This is a genomic window from Variovorax sp. GW821-FHT10B04, from assembly GCF_059415645.1.
Window position 1 is genome coordinate 82,336 of record NZ_JBWKNQ010000001.1, and the last position, 16,927, is coordinate 99,262.

General features: G+C 68.6%; 19 protein-coding genes. 2 read left to right on the plus strand and 17 right to left on the minus strand.

Annotated elements, in window-relative coordinates; translation table 11 throughout:
- Window positions 1-147: 147 nt before the first annotated feature.
- The gene (gene yghU, locus AC07PZ_RS00390; protein ID WP_495293014.1) at window positions 148-999 is read left to right on the plus strand and encodes a glutathione-dependent disulfide-bond oxidoreductase; all 852 of its coding nucleotides are present in this window, start codon (window positions 148-150) and stop codon (window positions 997-999) included.
- A 49-nt stretch (window positions 1,000-1,048) separates the two neighbouring features.
- On the opposite strand, the gene AC07PZ_RS00395 is transcribed toward yghU, so the two are convergent.
- From AC07PZ_RS00395 to AC07PZ_RS00450, 12 genes are all read right to left on the minus strand, one after another.
- Entirely contained in the window at window positions 1,049-1,372 is a 324-nt protein-coding gene (locus AC07PZ_RS00395) for a hypothetical protein (protein ID WP_495293015.1), read from the minus strand.
- Window positions 1,373-1,479: 107 nt separating this feature from the next.
- The gene (locus tag AC07PZ_RS00400) at window positions 1,480-1,719 is read right to left on the minus strand and encodes a hypothetical protein (RefSeq protein ID WP_495293016.1); all 240 of its coding nucleotides are present in this window, start codon (window positions 1,717-1,719) and stop codon (window positions 1,480-1,482) included.
- Window positions 1,720-1,924: 205 nt separating this feature from the next.
- A complete protein-coding gene (locus AC07PZ_RS00405; RefSeq protein WP_495293017.1) occupies window positions 1,925-2,644 on the minus strand; it encodes an ABC transporter ATP-binding protein in 720 nt (239 codons plus the stop codon).
- A complete protein-coding gene (locus AC07PZ_RS00410) occupies window positions 2,637-3,434 on the minus strand; it encodes an ABC transporter ATP-binding protein (protein ID WP_495293018.1) in 798 nt (265 codons plus the stop codon). Before AC07PZ_RS00410 ends, AC07PZ_RS00405 begins: the two co-directional genes overlap by 8 nt.
- Window positions 3,431-4,318: a branched-chain amino acid ABC transporter permease gene (locus AC07PZ_RS00415; RefSeq protein WP_495293019.1), complete on the minus strand. Its 888-nt coding sequence runs from the start codon at window positions 4,316-4,318 to the stop codon at window positions 3,431-3,433. The genes AC07PZ_RS00410 and AC07PZ_RS00415 overlap by 4 nt, the downstream gene beginning before the upstream one ends.
- A gap of 10 nt (window positions 4,319-4,328) precedes the next feature.
- Window positions 4,329-5,204 (minus strand): branched-chain amino acid ABC transporter permease, encoded by an 876-nt coding sequence (locus AC07PZ_RS00420; protein WP_495293020.1) that lies wholly within the window; start codon window positions 5,202-5,204, stop codon window positions 4,329-4,331.
- A 24-nt stretch (window positions 5,205-5,228) separates the two neighbouring features.
- The gene (locus AC07PZ_RS00425) at window positions 5,229-6,359 is read right to left on the minus strand and encodes an ABC transporter substrate-binding protein (protein ID WP_495293021.1); all 1,131 of its coding nucleotides are present in this window, start codon (window positions 6,357-6,359) and stop codon (window positions 5,229-5,231) included.
- A gap of 28 nt (window positions 6,360-6,387) precedes the next feature.
- Window positions 6,388-7,158: an SDR family NAD(P)-dependent oxidoreductase gene (locus AC07PZ_RS00430; RefSeq protein ID WP_495293022.1), complete on the minus strand. Its 771-nt coding sequence runs from the start codon at window positions 7,156-7,158 to the stop codon at window positions 6,388-6,390.
- 30 nt (window positions 7,159-7,188) lie between these two features.
- A complete protein-coding gene (locus AC07PZ_RS00435) occupies window positions 7,189-7,884 on the minus strand; it encodes a dienelactone hydrolase family protein (RefSeq protein ID WP_495293023.1) in 696 nt (231 codons plus the stop codon).
- Window positions 7,885-7,929: 45 nt separating this feature from the next.
- Window positions 7,930-8,712, minus strand: a complete 783-nt coding sequence (locus AC07PZ_RS00440) for a GntR family transcriptional regulator (protein WP_495293024.1) — start codon at window positions 8,710-8,712, stop codon at window positions 7,930-7,932.
- 131 nt (window positions 8,713-8,843) lie between these two features.
- Window positions 8,844-10,313, minus strand: coding sequence for a M81 family metallopeptidase (locus tag AC07PZ_RS00445; RefSeq protein WP_495293025.1), 1,470 nt, complete (start codon window positions 10,311-10,313; stop codon window positions 8,844-8,846).
- 46 nt (window positions 10,314-10,359) lie between these two features.
- Window positions 10,360-11,550, minus strand: a complete 1,191-nt coding sequence (locus tag AC07PZ_RS00450; RefSeq protein WP_495293026.1) for an aminotransferase class V-fold PLP-dependent enzyme — start codon at window positions 11,548-11,550, stop codon at window positions 10,360-10,362.
- 92 nt (window positions 11,551-11,642) lie between these two features.
- Here AC07PZ_RS00450 and AC07PZ_RS00455 point away from each other — a divergent pair, with 92 nt between their 5' ends.
- Entirely contained in the window at window positions 11,643-12,467 is an 825-nt protein-coding gene (locus tag AC07PZ_RS00455; protein WP_495293027.1) for an IclR family transcriptional regulator, read from the plus strand.
- Between the two features lie 62 nt (window positions 12,468-12,529).
- Here AC07PZ_RS00455 and AC07PZ_RS00460 read toward each other — a convergent pair whose 3' ends face one another.
- The 5 genes from AC07PZ_RS00460 to AC07PZ_RS00480 are packed head-to-tail and all read right to left on the minus strand — an operon-like array spanning window position 12,530 to window position 16,926.
- Window positions 12,530-13,039: a RidA family protein gene (locus AC07PZ_RS00460; RefSeq protein WP_495293028.1), complete on the minus strand. Its 510-nt coding sequence runs from the start codon at window positions 13,037-13,039 to the stop codon at window positions 12,530-12,532.
- 35 nt (window positions 13,040-13,074) lie between these two features.
- Entirely contained in the window at window positions 13,075-14,058 is a 984-nt protein-coding gene (locus AC07PZ_RS00465; protein WP_495293029.1) for an ABC transporter ATP-binding protein, read from the minus strand.
- Window positions 14,055-15,104 (minus strand): ABC transporter ATP-binding protein, encoded by a 1,050-nt coding sequence (locus AC07PZ_RS00470; protein ID WP_495293030.1) that lies wholly within the window; start codon window positions 15,102-15,104, stop codon window positions 14,055-14,057. The genes AC07PZ_RS00465 and AC07PZ_RS00470 overlap by 4 nt, the downstream gene beginning before the upstream one ends.
- Entirely contained in the window at window positions 15,104-15,985 is an 882-nt protein-coding gene (locus AC07PZ_RS00475; RefSeq protein WP_495293031.1) for an ABC transporter permease, read from the minus strand. Before AC07PZ_RS00475 ends, AC07PZ_RS00470 begins: the two co-directional genes overlap by 1 nt.
- Window positions 15,982-16,926: an ABC transporter permease gene (locus AC07PZ_RS00480; protein WP_495293032.1), complete on the minus strand. Its 945-nt coding sequence runs from the start codon at window positions 16,924-16,926 to the stop codon at window positions 15,982-15,984. Before AC07PZ_RS00480 ends, AC07PZ_RS00475 begins: the two co-directional genes overlap by 4 nt.
- Between the last annotated feature and the right edge of the window lies 1 nt (window position 16,927).

Sequence of the window (16,927 nt, forward strand, 5' to 3'; positions counted from 1 at the left end):
AATCCGGCCGCCGCTGCAGGCCGCCGCGCGCTTGACCCCAGCCAGGGCCGGTCTTCCTCTCGCGCGGGCATTCGCAGCGCGGGCTTTGTCCTAAGCTGCGGGCTCTTTTTCCCGGGGCCCGGTCGTCCCGCACATGGAGTCCAACGCATGGTCGATTCTTCGGATTACGTTCCGCCCAAGGTCTGGGTCTGGAACAAGGAAAACGGCGGCAGGTTCGCCAGCATCAACCGCCCGATCGCGGGGCCGACGCACGACAAGGAACTGCCGGTCGGCAAGCATCCGCTGCAGCTCTATTCGCTGGCGACGCCCAATGGCGTCAAGGTCACGGTGATGCTGGAAGAACTCCTGGCGCTGGGCCATGAAGGCGCGGAGTACGACGCCTGGCTCATCAGGATCAATGAAGGCGACCAGTTCGGCAGCGGCTTCGTCGGGGTGAACCCGAATTCCAAGATCCCGGCGCTGCTGGACCGCAGCGAGCCGACGCCGGTGCGGGTGTTCGAGTCGGGCGCGATCCTGACCTACCTGGCGGAGAAGTTCGGCGCGCTGCTGCCGACCGACCGCGCCCGGCGCGCCGAATGCCTGTCGTGGCTGTTCTGGCAGATGGGCAGCGCGCCCTACCTGGGTGGCGGCTTCGGGCATTTCTATGCCTATGCGCCGACCAAGATCGAATACGCGATCAACCGGTTCGCCATGGAGGTCAAGCGCCAGCTGGACGTGCTGGACCGGCGCCTGGCGCTGACGCCCTATCTGGCGGGCGACGACTACACGATCGCCGACATCGCCGTCTGGCCCTGGTACGGCGCATTGGTCAGGGGCCAGGTCTATGGCGCGGCGGAATTCCTGCAGGTCGAGACATACGTCCACGTGCGGCGCTGGGCCGAGCGGATCGCCGAACGGCCGGCGGTGCAGCGCGGCCGCCTCGTCAACCGGGTCTCGGGCGAAGCGGGCCAGCTGGCCGAACGGCATTCCGCCGCGGATTTCGACGCGGCGTCGAACTGAGGGCGGGCAGGGCGGGCAGGGCGAGGCGGCTGACCGGGCCGGATCACGATCACGGCGCCCGGCGGCTGTCTTCGTACTGCGTGTCGATCCGGGCCAGGCCGAACTGGGAGCCCAGCACCTTCAGCTGGCACCACATCGCGTCGTAGCGGCCGCGCAGCGAATAGTTGGCCTGCACCATCCAGGTGTCGGGCGTGCGTTCGGTCGCGGGCCACTGGCTGGTGGCTTCCAGGTTGCCGGATGGGCCGAGGCGATGCGCCACATACTGGCCGCAGGCGACCCGCGCGTCCGCGATCTGCTTTTCGTTCGCCAGGGAAATGCACGAGGTGACCGCCACGGCGACGATCGGGACGACCAATAAAAACGTTTTCTTCATATCCCTCTCCTCCGAGGCGACACGGGGTTCTTCAGGTTTCTTTCAGATGAACGTCCAACGATCGGCAGGCATAACGGATGTCAGGTCAAACCAGCAAGCGGGGCGCGTCACTGGTCCGGCGTGCGGGGGCGGCATGTGCGCTGCTCTTCATTGACCTGCACCAAAGGCGAAGCGGCTGCGCCGGCGGCGACCGGCGGCGGCACGGAGCCGCCAGCGCGGCCGGGTGGGCCGCCCAGGGCCTGCTCGCACGCCATCTTGACTTCGGTCTCGCGCTTGTCGCTGGCCATCGACAACCACGACGCCGCCACCGCGATGGCGATGGCTGCGTACAAGAGAAGCTGCTTCATCGGTTCTTTTCCCCGCAGGCGGTGCCTGTTCCCGGTTCGTTTCGTTGGATTCCTGTGCCACACAACGAACGAAACCGGATCTGGATGACCTGCCCCGCGTATTCCCGATGGTTCCCGGTGATTCCCGGTGACTCCCGGCGGTTGCCGATGCGGAGCGCCGCCGGCCGCTGGCGGCGCCCGCAGGGGGCAAAAAAGCCCCGGCGGCTCAGAGCCCCAGGAACATCCGCCGGATTTCCGGATGCGCGAGCACGTCGCCCGCGCGGTCGAACAGCTTGTTGCGGCCCAGTTCCATGACCACGCCGTAGTCGCAGCATTCCAGCGCCTGCCGGGCGTTCTGTTCGACCATCAGCACCGACAGGCCCGAGGCCGTCAGCTCGCGGATGGTGTCGAAGACCATGCCCATCGCCTGGGGCGACAGGCCGAGCGACGGCTCGTCGAGCAGCAGCAGCCGCGGCTTGGCCAGCAGCACCATCGCCATTTCCATGACCTGCTGCTCGCCGCCGCTCAGGTTGCCGGCCAGGGTGGTCCAGCGCTGCTTGAGGCGCGGGAAGCGGTCGGTCATCTGCTGCAGTTCGACGTCCAGCTCTGCCGCCGGAAGCTTGCGGGTGAAGGCGCCGAGCTTGAGGTTCTCGGCGACCGACAGCAGCGGGAAGTTGCAGCGGCCCTGCGGCACCAGCCCGATGCCGCCCTTGAGCCGGGCGAGCGAGTCGAGCGCGGTAACGTCGCGGCCCTCGAACTGGACCGAACCACCGCGGCTGCGCACGATGCCGGCGATCGCCTTCAGCAAGGTCGACTTGCCCGCGCCGTTGGCGCCGATGATCGTGGTCCACGATCCGGCCGGCACGGTCATGTCGACGCCATGGAGGATGGTCAGGTCGCCGTAGCCGCCGACGAGCTGGTCGATGCGGATCACCGGTTCAGTCAAGTTGTGCTCCCTGGGCGCCCGTCACCGGGTCGCGACGGCCGAGATAGGCCTCGATCACGCGGTCGTCCCGCGCCACTTCCTCGGGCGTTCCATGCACCAGCATGCGCCCCTGTTCCAGCACGTAGATGCGCTGCGAGATCTCGAACACCAGCTTGAGGTTGTGCTCGACGATCAGCAGCGCGATGCCACGCCGGTTCACCCGCAGCAGTGCCTCCTTGAGGCCTTCGACCAGCGTCGGGTTGACGCCTGCCATCGGCTCGTCGAGCAGCAGCAGCTTCGGCTCGTTCATCAGCGCCATGCCGAGTTCGAGCAGCTTCTTCTGCCCGTACGAGAGGCCGCCGGCCAGCGCGCCGGCGAGCCGGGTGAGCTGGATTTCTTCGAGCATGGCGTCGGCCCGCTCCATCATCTGCCGCTCGTGCGCCCGCACGGCCGGCGTGCGCAGCAGCTCGCTCAGGTACGAGAAGCCGGGCGCCGCCTGCGCGGCCGTCAGCAGGTTCTGGCGCAGCGTGAGTTCGGGGAACACGCGCAGTTGCTGGAAGGTGCGGCGCAGGCCCAGGCGGGCGATGCGCTGCGGCGGCAGGCCGGCCAGGTCCTTGCCGTCGAGCGTGACCGAGCCCGCATCGCGCGCCTGGAAGCCGCAGATGCAGTCGAACAGCGTCGACTTGCCCGAGCCGTTGGGGCCGATCAGGCCGGTGATGCTGCCCGCGGGCAGCTCGATCGAGACACCGTCGAGCGCCACCACGCCGCGGTAGGCCTTGCGGATGTCGCTGGCTTTCAGCACCGTGCTCATTTGCCGGCTCCCGCACCGCTGGCCACGGGCCGGCCGAACCAGCGCGCCATGCCTTGCGGCATGAACAGCACGATCAGCAGCAGCAGGGTGCCGTAGAGCAGCGATTTCATTTCAGGCGCCATGCGCAGAACCTCGGGCAATGCAGTGAAGATGACCGCACCGACCACCGGCCCCCACAGCGTGCCGGAGCCGCCGAGGATCACCATGACCAGCAGCGACTCGGAAATCGAGAAGCCGAAGATGCCCGGATCGATGAAGGTCAGGTAGTGCGCGTAGCAGGCGCCTGCCAGCCCGGCGAAGGCGCCGGAGCATGCGAAGGCGAACAGCCGCATCTTGAGCACGTCGATGCCGGCCGCGATGGCCAGCGGCTCGTTGTCGCGCACGGCGATCATGGCGCGGCCCAGGCGGGACGACACGATCGACCAGGTCGCGGCGATCGCCAGCAGCGACAGCACCGCCATGAAGGCCAGCCAGGCCGTCTTGCTGCCCAGTGTGAAGCCGAGCAGCCGCGCCGCCGGGATGTCGGCGATGCCGAGCGAACCGCGCGTCAGGTCGATCCAGTTGCTGGCGACGAGTTGCAGCAGCAGCGTGACCGACAGCGTGACGATCACGAAGGAATGGCGCGACAGCCGCAGCGACGGCACGCCGAGCGCCACGCCCGTGACCGCGCCGATGGCCGTGGCGCAGGCGAAGGTCAGCGTCGCGTCCCAGCCGAACTTCATGCTCAGCAGCGCGGACGCATACGCGCCCATGCCGAACAGCGCCGGCGTGGCCAGCGACAGCAATCCGGAATAGCCCAACATGATGTTGAGCGACTGGACCAGCAGCACGTAGATGCCGGTCATGATGCCGATGTGCAGCAGGTAAGGGGAGAACATGTCCATGTCGGCTCCTTCAGACCCGCACCGATTTGCCGAACAGGCCTTGCGGGCGCAGCAGCAGCATGCCGATCATCAGCACGAAGCCGATGCCGTCGCGGTAGGCCGCGCCGAGCACGCCACCCGCCATGCTCTCGGCCACGCCGAGCAGCAGGCCGGCCAGCATCGCGCCCGAGATGTTGCCCATGCCGCCGATGATCACGACAGCGAAACTCTTGAACACCACGTCGGAGCCCATGTTCGGGTACAGGTCGAACATCGGCGCCATCGCACCGGCGGCGAGCGCGCACAGGGCGGCGCCGGCCGCCGCGGTGATGCGGGTGATGCGGCGCACGTCGATGCCGACCATCAGGCAGGCGTCCTTGCTCTGCGCCATGGCGCGCATCGCGCGGCCGGTCTCGGTGCGACGCAGGAAGGTGGTGAGCAGCGCCAGGGCCAGCACCGCGACGATCGCGACGAACATGCGCTGGCCGAACAGCAGCACGCCGCCGAGGTCGAGCGTCAGGCCTTCGAGCGGCGAATCGATGTGCAGCGGGGTGGCGCTGAACACCAGCCGCACCAGGTTCTGCAGGATGATCGAGACCGCGAAGGTCGCGAGGATGACCGACTCGAAGGGCCGGTTCAGCGTCGGCAGGAAGACCACCTCCGCCATCAGCAGGCCGAAGCCCGCCATCAGCACGACCATCAGCGGATAGGCCACGCCATAGGGCAGGCCAGCGCGCTGGCCGAAGAACCACAGCGCGAACGCGCCCACCATGTAGACCTCGCCGTGCGCGAAGTTCACCTGTTCGAGGATGCCGAAGACCAGTGCCAGCCCGACGGCGGCCAGGCCATAGCCCAGCCCCACGCTGACACCGTTCGCCAGCAACTGCAGCAGCAGCGACGCGTCCATGTTCTCAAGACTCCCTGGATGCGCTCAGCGGCCCGAGACCAGGTCCTTGACGGCCAGCTTGCCCTGCTCGACCTTCATGAACATCAGGTTGTTGTGCGACTGGTTGTGGTCGTCGAAGCTGATCGTGCCGAGGATGCCCTTGTATTGCGTCTTGACCAGTGCCTCGCGCACCGCGGCGGACTCGGTCGTGCCGGCGCGCTGGATGGCGTCGGCCGCGACCATGATGCTTTCATAGATGCCGTAGGCGACGTAGTGCGGGCCCTGCTTGTTCTTCTCGGCGAAGGGCTTGGTGAAGGCGTCGTTCGCCGGCGAGCTGAACTGGTCGTAGTACGGGTAAACCGTCCACGAGCCGTCGAACTTGCCGGTGGCGAGCATGTCCTTCACGAGCGGCGCGACGAGCGGCGGGCGCGCGACCAGCGGCATCGTCAGGCCGAACTGGGTGTACTGCTTCATGAAGTTGAAGCCCTGCTGGTCGAGCACGTAGACCGCCAGCGCCTCTGGCTTGCTCGAGCGGAACTTGGTGAGCATCGGCAGGAAGTCGGTCTCGGTGTTCTTCACGTAGTCCTCCGAGATGACCTTGGTGTCGGCGCCGAGGCGTTCCTTCACCAGCTTGATCGCGCTGCGGCCGTAGTCGGTGTCTTCGGCGAGGAAGGCGATGGTCTTGGTCTTGGCCAGCTGCGTGCCGATCACGCCGGCCAGCATGCGGTCGTCGGGCACGGTGCGGAACACCCACTTGTTGCCGCCGACGCCGGCTTTCTCGGTGATCTCGGGCAACGTGGAGATCGACACGATCATCGGCTTGCCCGCCTTCTCGGCCAGCGGCATCACGGCCATCGTCGCGCCCGAACACAGGTCGCCGAGGAGGAAGTCGACCTTGTCCTGCGATACCAGCTTTTCAGCGGCCGACACCGCATCGGCAGGCCGGCACTGGCTGTCCTGCATGATGAAAGAGACCTTGCGGCCCAGCACGCCGCCGCGCTTGTTGATGTCCTCGACCGCCTGTTCGGCGCCCCATTTCATCTGTTGTCCGAGAAAGGAAGCCGGGCCGGTGATCGGGCCCGGGAAGCCGATCTTGATGTCCTGAGCCAGGGCGGGTGCACCGATCGCGGCGAGCAGGGTCGCCGTGACTGCACAGAGCAGGTCGAACTTTCGCATGTCAGTGTCTTTCAGAGGGTTGCAGAAATCAGTTGGCGAGATAGCCGCCATCCACCGGCAAGGTGGCACCGGTGATGTAGCTGGCGAGATCGGAGGCAAGGAACTGGATGGCGTTGACCACGTCGGCTGGCTGGCCGGCGCGCCGCAGCGGCACGCGTTCCAGGAACTTCGACGGCGCGGCGCCGTTGGCGCGCGTGACGGCCGTCATGGCGGTCTCGATGCTGCCGGGCGCGACCGCGTTGACCCGGATGCCCATCGGTGCGAGTTCCAGCGAGAGCGCCTGCGTGAGCTGCTTGAGGCCGCCCTTCGACGCCGTGTAGGCGGCCGAGTTCTCGACCGCCACGCAGGCATGGATCGACGCGACGTTCACGATGCAGCCCGGAGCGGCCTGCAGCAGCGGCAGGAAGGCCCGGCTCGCATAGAAGGCGCCGGACAGGTTGACGTCGAGCGTGCGCCGCCACTGCGTTGACGCCTCGGGTCCGGTGAAGCTGCCGCGCAGCAGCACGCCCGCGTTGTTGACCAGCACGTCGCAGCGGCCGAAGGCACGCGCCACCTCGTCGGCTGCGGCCTGCATCGCCTGCTCGTCGGCCACGCTGCTGCACAGCGACAGCGCGATGCCGCCTCGGGCTTGGATTTCCGCCGAGGTCGCGGCGAGCCCGTCGGCCTCGATGTCGATCAGCACCACGCGGGCGCCGCGCGACGCGAAGGCCAGCGCGGTGGCGCGGCCGATGCCTGCGGCGGCACCGGTGACGACCGCGACGGCACCGTCGAAGGCCGGGACTTGTGATTGGATGCCCATCGTGGCTCCGGATCGCTGCGGCGCGATGCCTCAGGCGACGTGCTTCGCCATGAAGGCGAGCGAGCGCTGTTCGGCCAGGGCGGCAGCCGCGGCGACGAAGGCATCGCCGTCGCGCCGGGCGAAGGCGTGGTCGCAGCCTTCATAGACATGCGCCTCGAGCTGCGGCAGCGCGTCGACGCGCGCGAGGATCTGCGCGCGCACCGGCGCCGGCACGAAATGGTCGAGCTCCGCGATGTGCAGCAGCGACGGCGGCGTGGCGGTCGTGGCCGACGGCAGCACTTCTTCCAGGCCGACGCCGTAGTAGCTCACCGCGCAACGGAACGGGTGCGCGATGGCGGCCTGCACCGACAGCCGGCCGCCCAGGCAGTAGCCGAGCACGGCGATGCGTTCATGGCCGAGCGTCGACTTCAGCCAGTCGCGCGTGGCGCCGATGTCGTCGAGCGCCAGTGCCGGGTCCATGCCCTGCATCAGCGCGATCGCCTTGTCGAAGTCGCCGGGCGTCTGGGGTTCCAGCACCACGTTCGGCTGCTGGCGCCAGAACAGGTCCGGGCAGATCACGTGGTAGCCGAGCGCCGACCATTCGCGCACGGCTTCCTTCATCGCGTGGTTGATGCCGAAGATCTCCTGCACCAGCACGATGGCCGGCGCACTGCTTTCGGGCGCCGCGGCATAGAGGGCGTCGAACTGGCGGCCGTCGCGGGAAGAGATCTGAAGTGTGTTGCTCATGGGAAATCGAAAAGAGATGGGAAAGAAGAGGAAGGAGGAGGGCGCTCAGTTGCTGCTTTGCGCCGTGAACTCCATGGAATAGAGCGCAGGGTTGTGGATCGAGCGGACGAACTCCACGAGCTGGCCGTCCTGCGCATAGAGCCAGGCCTGGACTTCCAGGACCGGCGTGCCTTCGGGCAGCTTCAGCACCGGCGCGGCGATGGCCGGCAGCGCGATCGCCGTGACCTTCTGCCGCAGCCGCGAGACGCGCAGCCCGTAGGCCTGCTCGATGAGTTCGTAGATCGAATCCTTCTCGGAATTCAGCAGCGGCCGGATGCCGGACAGCGGGCCGCTCACGAAGACGCGGGTCCAGGTCGACACCTCGGGGTTCTCGGGCAGATGGCGGGCGCCGGTGATCTGCAGCCAGAAGCCGGTGGCGCTGTTCTCGCCGGCCAGGCCGGGCTCGTCCGGCTCGGACACGTCGATCACCTCGTCGATGCGCATCACCGTGTCGCCGGCGAAGCCGAGGGTGTCGCCGAGCCCGTTCATGCGCTGGACGTAGCCCTTGACCGGCTGGCTGCGCAGCACGCGGGTACCGATCTTGCGTGCGCGTTCCACCATGCCCCATTCCGAAAGGAGCTGAAGCGCGTCGCGCACCGACCCGCGGCTGACCTGGCGCAGTTCGGCCAGTTCGACCTCGGTCGGCATCACGGTGCCGACGGCATAGGTGCCGGTCTGGATGTCCTGGGCGAGCTCGTCGGCCAGCCGGCGGTACAGCGGCGCCTTGGCTGCCGTCGCCTCGGGTGTCTCGGCGACCAGCTGGAGATTTGGAGTGGACTTGTTTTTCAAGTTCGAACCTAATATTTAGGTCCGAATCATATCTCCGTTTCCAGGCGGAGCCAATTTTTTTGCCGGACGCGTGCCGGGCGGTGCCGCGGCGCGTCTTTTGCCACCTGCTCGATGGCGGCGCGCGAGACCGTTCAGAAGATCAGCTTGGGCGCCGTTTCCTCGTCCAGCGGCCACAACGGCCGGCCGATCTTCACGTAGGGAATCTTGCGGAAGTCGCTGACCATCGGCCCGTCGGCATCGATGAACATCACGCGCTTCGCGATCGGCCCGTAGGCCGCCATGAAGTGGTTGTTCGACTTCAGGACCACGATCCGGCGCTGCCGCGGATCGATGCCCAGGTTGGTGAACAACGCCAGGCCGAAAGCCTGGTCGCGTACCGTGGTCAGCACCACTTCGACGTCGCCCACGCGCACGGCGGCGCAATCGCCCAGCCGGTGCTCGGTGCGGCCCAGCGACTGGAAGCAGTTGCGTGCCAGGCCCGTGACCGTGACCAGCGCATCCACCGGAACACCCGACGCCGCGCTCGCCTTGCCGCCGAAGCGCAGGTTCAGCCGGCCACCGACTTCCGCCGCAAAGCACAGCTGCACTGCGATCGGGTCCCACAGCGGCCCGAGCACGGCACCCTGCGCGTTGCGGTCGATCAGGGCGCGCAGGATCGTCGTGTTGTCGCTGCCCGCGCCGCCGCCCGCGTTGTCGGCCGGATCGGCGATCACTACCGGCCATTCGGTTGCGGCCATCGCCTGCGCGACGCCGTCGTCGACCTCCAGGTATTCGGGCATCGTCCGGCCGCGCATGCCGACCAGCCGCTGCCCGATCTCGGTCGCGACACGGTCCGCGGTGGCCTTGTCGTTGTCGGTGATCACCAGCACGCGCGTGCCGATCTCGGGCACGTCGCCGTAGGGGAATGAGTGGCCGATGGAGATCGACAGGATGCCGTCCTTGCCTTCCATCGCCTGGATGTCGTCGACCAGCGCGCGCATCAGCGGCAACGTGGTGCGGTAGCTGCCGAGCTGCTGGCAATCGAAGATCGAGGACACCGGCCGGATCTCTCCGCGGATCTGGCGCAGTACCAGGTCGAGCACTTCCTCAGCGCGCTCCACCACATCGGTATGCGGGAATTCCTTGAACAGGATCGTGATGTCGGCGTCGCGCACGCGGGCCAACGTGAGATGGCAATGCGGATCGAGCTCCACGCCGATCGAGCAGGCCGGACCGACCAGCGCGCGCACGCGGCCCACGATGTCGCCTTCGACATCGTCGTAGCCGTCGGCCACCATCGCGCCGTGCAGGCCGAGCAGCACGCCATCGAGCGGCAATGCGGCCTCGACCTGGCCGATGATTTCGTCACGCATGGTCTCGTAGGCGCGCCGGCCGGTCGTGCCTGCGGGTGCGGCGGCAAAGCAGCTGCCCTCGATCAGCGTGAAGCCCTCGGCTTCGGCGCGGCGCCGGGCGACCCACAAGGGCGCAGTCCCGAACAGGGGCGCCTCGGTCGGATGTTCGCCGGGGCGCAGGAAGACGGCGGCCTTGTAGTCGTCGAGCGACGTCAGCAGCGGCGAGAAGGTGTTGGTTTCAGTGGCCAGCGTGGCCGAGAAGAGGCGCATGTCGATCTCCGGATCGTGGACTGTCAGGAAGGGTTGGGGCGTCGGGTCAGTCGGGCCAGCGCAGCAGGCTGGCGGCATGGCGGTTGCGCCGTTCGAAGATCGGCGAGGGCGGCGGTGCGTCGCGCAGTGCGGCGTCGAACGCGTCGGCCAGCCGCTGCGCCACGATGGCTTCCTCGCCCGGATGCAGGTTGCATGGGTCGAGCTCGAAGTAGCCCTGGTCGATCTCGTCGTCGCGCACGATCACCGGCCGTTCGCCCTGTGCCAGGCTGTCGGCCAGGTCCCAGGCCGTGGTGCGTGCGCCTTCGGGCGCCACCCAGACGCGGAGCCGGCTCAACGGATTGCGCGTGGGGTCGGGCAGGATCTCGGCACGCACGCCGGGCCGGTCGGCGAGCGTCCGGGCCCACAGGTGGAGATGGCCGTCCTGGCGCTGGCGGTCCGCGGCATGGTCGCGCACGGTCCACGCCTGCAGCGCGGCCATCGCGCCGGCGATGCTTTCCTTGCCGACCTTCATGCCGCGGCCGATGCCGATGTTCTGGATATAGGCGCGGCGCACCCAATCCTTGCGGCCCGCCACGATGCCCGCCGTCAGCCCGCCCAGGAACTTGTGCGCCGAATAGAGGCACACGTCGGCGCCCGTCGCGAGGAAGCCGCGCAGGTCGTATTCGGACGCGGCGTCGACGATCACCGGCACGTTGTGCACGTGGCACACCGCGACGAATTCGGCGAGGTCGATGAGCCCGTACTGCACCGTGTGGTGCGACACCACGTAGACCGCCGCGGCGGTGCGTTCGGTGATGGCCGACTCGAGCTGGTAGCGGCGCGCCGTCGTGGCCTGGCCCACCGGCACGACCTTGGCGCCTGCGATGCGGATCGCCTGGTCGATCGGCGCGCCGTAGTTGACGAGGTGGCCGGCCTGCACGAGCACCTCGTCGCGCAGGCCACGGGTGTCGGGCAGGCGCTCGACCGCGCCCAGGTCGTCGCGCGTCATGGCGCCGGCCACCGCCATGGTGATGCCGGCCGAGCACGAAGCGGTGACGAAGCCGGCCTCGCTGCCGCAGGCCTCGGCGATCGTGCGGCCGGCATGGCGCTGCAGGTCGGACATTTCGACGAACTGACGCAGCATCGCGGACGCCGCCTCGATCGCCTCCGGCACGGCGATCGACGCACCGAGCGAGGTCATCGTGCCCGACGCATTGATGACGCGGCGCAAGCCGTAGGATTCGCGGATATCTTTCACATCTGACTCCTTGGAGAAGAAGCCGGCCGCATCGCGCCCGGCGGTCCGAATGCCAGAATAACGGCATTCATTCCATAAATACGAAACACGCCATGACTGCCTCGAAAGCCGCTGCGGCCTCCGATACCGGCACCGACGCCGACGACAAGCCGGGCACCGAGCGGCGCTCGCGCGTCAGCGGCATCGACCGTGCGCTGCAGATCCTCGACCACCTGCAGCAGACCGGCACGCCGGCCGCGCCCTATGCCATGGCCAAGTCGCTCGGGCTGCCGCTGTCGACCGCCTACCTGCTGATCGAGAGCCTGGTCGAGCGTGGCCTGCTGTCGCGCCGGCTCGACGGCACGGTCTGGTTCGGCGCACGGCTCTACCACTACGGGCTGAGCTACGCGCACTCGCTCGACTTCCTCGAAGTGGCGAATCACGAGATGCAGGTGCTGCGCGACGAGGTGGGCGAGACCGTCCAGGTCTGCATGCGCGACGGCGACGACATGGTCGTCGTCGGCATGGCCGAAGGGCCGGGGCACTTCCAGGTCAACTCGCGCGTAGGCTCGCGCGTGCCGCTCAACTGGACGGCGTCCGGCCGTCTGCTGGTGGGGCACCTGCGCGAGTCCGAGCGCATCGCGCTGTTCCGTCGCGGCGCCAAGGCCTCGCGCACCGGCCGCGCCGACACCGACGCGACGCAACTGGCGCGCGCCGCCGAAGTGGCGCTGCACGAACGGCTGTCGATCCAGGTGGGCGAATCGGACTACGCGATCGCCTGCATCGCATCGCCGATCTGCGACGCGAGCGGCGCCTGCGTGGCCACGATCTCGATCGTGCTGCCGGAACAGCGGGTGGACGACGACCATGCGCACTACACCAACGCGGTCAAGAAGGCGTCGCTGCAGGTGCAGAAGACACTGGGCTGGCCCGGCTGACATGCGGTGCGTGTGGCACATGTGGCACATGCGGCACGCGTGGCGAAACAACGGCGCACGGTTCAGTCCTCGATCGCGACGATCGCCTCGATCTCGACCGTGATGTTGCCGGGCAGCGAGCCCAGCCCCACGGCCGAGCGCGCATGGCTGCCGGCAACGCTGCCGAAGAGTTCGACGAACAGGTCGGAGCAGCCGTTGATGACCTGCGGATGTTCCGCGAAGTCGGGCACGGCGTTGACCATCCCGAAGAGCTTGAGGATGCGGCCGACGCGGCCCAGGTCCTGCAGGGCCTCCTGCATCACGGCCAGCAGGTTGATGCCCGTCAGGCGCGCATGCGCATACGCCTCGGCCACGCTGACGTCGGCGCCGACCTTGCCCGTGTACATGTGGCCGTCGGCCGTGCGCGGACCCTGGCCGGACAGGTAGAGCACGCCGCCCGCACTCACGTGCGTGACGAAGTTGGCCACCGGCGGCGGCGGCGGCGGAAGGGCGATTCCCATCGCGCGCAGCCGTTCGTAGCGGGACAGCGAGGTCGCACGCAACGACGGGGACGATGAAGCGGTTTCGTTCAAAAGGACTCCTTGAAAACTTGCAGACCCGAAGAGGCTCAGGCCAGTTCGGCCAGCCGGATGCAGGCCGCGCTGTGCGCGTTGCCGACGGTTTCGAGCACGGGACGCACTTCGGCGCAGGACGCGATCGCGTGCGGGCAGCGCGTGCGGAAGACGCAGCCCGAAGGCGGCGCGAGCGGGCTCGGGATGTCGCCGCGCAGCGCGATGCGCTGCGAACGGCGGCCAGGGTCGGGCACCGGCGACGCCGACAGCAGCGCGCGCGTGTACGGATGGCGCGGCGCGGCGTACACCTGTGCGCTCGGTCCGCGTTCCATCACGCGGCCCAGGTACATCACGACCACGTCGTCGCAGAGGTACTCGACCACCGACAGGTCGTGCGAGATGAACAGCACGCTCAAGCCGCGCTGTGCCTGCAGGTCCTGGATCAGGTTGATGATCTGCGCCTGCACCGACACGTCGAGCGCCGACACCGGCTCGTCCGCCACGATGCATTCGGGCTCGACCGCCAGGGCGCGCGCGATGCCGATGCGCTGACGCTGGCCGCCCGAAAACTCGTGCGGAAAGCGCCGCACATGGTCGGGGCTCAGTCCGACCTGGGTGAGCAGATCGGCGATGCGCTCGCGCCGCGCGGCGCCGGTCGCGAGCCGGTGCGTGTCGATCGCCTCGCCGATGATGTCGCCCACGCGCAGGCGCGGGTTGAGGCTCGAGAACGGGTCCTGGAACACCATCTGCAAGCGTCGCCGGTAGGCGCGCATCCGTTGCGCCGGCAGCGAGAACAGGTCGACGCCGTCGAACATCGCCTGTCCGCCGGAGGGCTCGACCAGCCGCAGAAGACTGCGCCCGACGGTCGTCTTGCCCGAGCCCGATTCGCCGACCAGGCCGACGATGCGGCCGCGGCCGATCGAAAAACTCACGCCGTCGACCGCGCGCACGGAACCGGAGCGCACCGGGAATTCCTTGACCAGGTCGACGATGTCGAGCAGTGGCGCTTCGGTGGCAACGGGAATCGATGTCTGCGTCATAGCTGGGCCTGCTTCCAGCAGCTCGAGAGATGGCCGGCCGCGCCAGCGGCCACCAGCGGCGGCACGGCGCTCGTGCAGCCGGCGTCGCCGAACTCGCAGCGCGGCGCGAAGGTGCAGCCCGGCGGCCAGCGGCCGGCCGGCGGCACGTTGCCGAAGATCGGCTTCAGCCGCAGCTTGCGGCCGTCGGGTGCGCGGTCGCGCGCCGCATTCGGAATGCAGGCCAGCAGGCCGCGGGTGTAGGGATGCTTCTGGCGTGCGAAGAGGTCGGGCACCGAGGCGCGTTCCGCCACGCGGCCTGCGTACATCACCACGACGTCGTGCGCGACCTCGGCGACCACGCCCAGGTTGTGCGTGATGAAGACGATGCTCATGCCCAGCTCTCCCTGCAGGCGCTGGAGCAGCGCCACGATCTGGGCCTGGATGGTCACGTCCAGCGCGGTGGTCGGCTCGTCGGCGATCAGCAGCGTCGGGTTGCACACCAGTGCCATCGCGATCATCACGCGCTGCCGCATGCCACCCGACATCTGGTGCGGATAGTCGTTCACCCGGCGTGCGGCGGACGGGATCTCGACCAGTTCGAGCATGCGGGTCGCACGCGCCAGCGCCGCTGCGCGCGTGACGGGCTCATGCAGCTGCACCATTTCCGCGATCTGGTCGCCGACGGTGAACAGCGGGTTCAGGCTGGTCATCGGCTCCTGGAAGATCATCGCGATGCCGCTGCCGCGGATGGCACGCATGCGGCGTTCGGGCAGGCTGGCGAGGTCGTGCACGCTGCCCGCGCGGTCGCGGTACAGCACGCTGCCGCCCACCACGCGGCCGTTGGGTGGCAGCAGGCGCAGCATCGACAGGCTGGTGACCGACTTGCCGGAGCCGGACTCGCCGACGATCGCCAGCGTGCGGCCGCGCGGCACGTCGAAGCTCACGCCGTCGATCGACTTCACCCAGTGGCGGCCTTGCCGGAAGCTGGTCTGCAAGCCTTCGACGCGGCAGGCCACGTCCTCGGGCAGGGCGGTGCGAGGGGCGGACACGGTCATGGGTGTGTTCATCACAGGGTCTTCTGCACGGTGGGGTCGAGCAGGTCGCGCAGGCTGTCGCCGACGATCTGCAGGCACAGGGCGGCCAGCACGATCGCCACGCCGGGACAGAACATGAGCCAGTTCGCGCGGCCGACGTACTGCCGGCCGGCGGCGATCATGGTTCCCCAGGTCGGCACGTCCGGGTCGACGCCCACGCCGAGAAAGGACAGTCCGGCCTCCGCCAGGATCGCGTAGGCGAAGATGAAGCTGCCCTGCACCAGCAGCGGCGACACCAGGTTGCGCAGCACGTGCCGCACCGCGATGCGCAGGCTCGACACGCCCAGGGCGCGCGCGGCTTCCACATAAGGCAGTTCGCGGATGACCAGCGTCGATGCCCGCACCACGCGCGCCAGCCGTGGCGCGTAGACGATGCTCAGCGCAACGATGACCGTGGCGAGCGACGGGCCGAGCGCCGCGACCAGTGCGATGGCCAGCAGCACGTCGGGGAAGGCCATCATCGCGTCCATCAGGCGCGACAGCACGAGGTCGAGCCGCCGCGACGAGCCCGCGAGGATGCCCAATACGATGCCGACCACGCCGGAGGCGGCCACCACCGACAGGCCCACCAGCAGCGAGACGCGCGCCGAATAGACGGTGCGGCTGAACACGTCGCGGCCGTACTCGTCGGTGCCGAACCAGTGGATGGCGGACGGTGCGAGCAGGCGATTGGCGATCGAGAGCTTGCCCGGCGGAAAGGGCGAGACCCAGGGCGCCAGCACCGCCAGCAGGCCCATGGCCAACAACAGCAGCAGCGCCGTGGCTGCGAGCTTGTGCCCCGCCAGCAGGGTCAGCAAGGCCTGCCAGCGCGTGGGCGGCGGCGGCAGCGTGTCGATGGAGACGATGGTGTTCATTGGTAGCGCACCCGCGGGTCGACGGCGAGGTACAGCATGTCGACCGCGAAATTGAACAGGACGTAGATCGCGGCCACGACGAGCAGCGCGCCCTGGATGACCGGATAGTCGCGGCGCGTGACCGCCGAGACCACGAGGTTGCCCACGCCCGGCAGGCTGAAGACGGTCTCGGTGACCACCGCGCCGGAGATCAGCGAAGCCGCCGTCAGCCCGAGCACCGTGATGATCGGGATCAGCGCATTGCGCAGCGCGTGGCGTGCGACCACCCGGAACTCGCCCATGCCCTTGGAGCGCGCGGTGCGCACATAAGGGTCGTTCAGCACATCGAGCATGCTGGCCCGGGTCGAGCGCAGGATGATCGCGCTGGCACCGGCGCTGAGCGCGAGCGCCGGCAGCACCAGGTGCGAGAGCCGGGTGGCCAGCGAAGCGCCGGGCTCGCCATAGCCCGACACCGGCAGCCAGCCGAGCCAGGCGGCGATGAGCTGGATCAGCAGCAGTCCGAGCCAGAAGCTGGGCACGCTGGCGGCCAGCATCGCGAAGGCCGTCACGCAGCGGTCGAGCAGGCCGTGTCGGCGGTAGGCGGCGAGCACGCCCAGCGGCACCGCACAGAGCGTGGCGATCACCATCGTGAAGAGCGTCAGGAACAGCGTGGGCTCGGCCCGGTCGCGCAGCGCGGTCGCGACAGGCCGGTTCAGGAAGATCGACTGTCCCAGGTCGCCGCTCGCCAGTTGCGCGAGGAACATGCCGTACTGCTTCCAGCGCGGTGCATCGAGCCCCAGGTTCTGGCGCAGCGATGCGATGTCCGCCGCGTTGGCGTCGGGGCCGAGCATGATCGCCGCCGGGTCGCCGGGCGCGATCCGCACGATGACGAACACGATCGTCGCGACGAGGAACAGCACGGCGGCCAGGCCCGCGATGCGTTGGAGGATGTAGCGGATCACG

Coding starts and splice junctions, on each gene's coding strand:
- yghU (WP_495293014.1), top strand. CDS start 148: ATGGTCGATTCTTCGGATTACGTTCCGCCCAAGGTCTGGGTCTGGAAC.
- AC07PZ_RS00395 (WP_495293015.1), bottom strand. CDS start 1,372: ATGAAGAAAACGTTTTTATTGGTCGTCCCGATCGTCGCCGTGGCGGTC.
- AC07PZ_RS00400 (WP_495293016.1), bottom strand. CDS start 1,719: ATGAAGCAGCTTCTCTTGTACGCAGCCATCGCCATCGCGGTGGCGGCG.
- AC07PZ_RS00410 (WP_495293018.1), bottom strand. CDS start 3,434: ATGAGCACGGTGCTGAAAGCCAGCGACATCCGCAAGGCCTACCGCGGC.
- AC07PZ_RS00415 (WP_495293019.1), bottom strand. CDS start 4,318: ATGGACATGTTCTCCCCTTACCTGCTGCACATCGGCATCATGACCGGC.
- AC07PZ_RS00420 (WP_495293020.1), bottom strand. CDS start 5,204: ATGGACGCGTCGCTGCTGCTGCAGTTGCTGGCGAACGGTGTCAGCGTG.
- AC07PZ_RS00425 (WP_495293021.1), bottom strand. CDS start 6,359: ATGCGAAAGTTCGACCTGCTCTGTGCAGTCACGGCGACCCTGCTCGCC.
- AC07PZ_RS00430 (WP_495293022.1), bottom strand. CDS start 7,158: ATGGGCATCCAATCACAAGTCCCGGCCTTCGACGGTGCCGTCGCGGTC.
- AC07PZ_RS00435 (WP_495293023.1), bottom strand. CDS start 7,884: ATGAGCAACACACTTCAGATCTCTTCCCGCGACGGCCGCCAGTTCGAC.
- AC07PZ_RS00445 (WP_495293025.1), bottom strand. CDS start 10,313: ATGCGCCTCTTCTCGGCCACGCTGGCCACTGAAACCAACACCTTCTCG.
- AC07PZ_RS00455 (WP_495293027.1), top strand. CDS start 11,643: ATGACTGCCTCGAAAGCCGCTGCGGCCTCCGATACCGGCACCGACGCC.
- AC07PZ_RS00465 (WP_495293029.1), bottom strand. CDS start 14,058: ATGACGCAGACATCGATTCCCGTTGCCACCGAAGCGCCACTGCTCGAC.
- AC07PZ_RS00470 (WP_495293030.1), bottom strand. CDS start 15,104: ATGAACACACCCATGACCGTGTCCGCCCCTCGCACCGCCCTGCCCGAG.
- AC07PZ_RS00475 (WP_495293031.1), bottom strand. CDS start 15,985: ATGAACACCATCGTCTCCATCGACACGCTGCCGCCGCCGCCCACGCGC.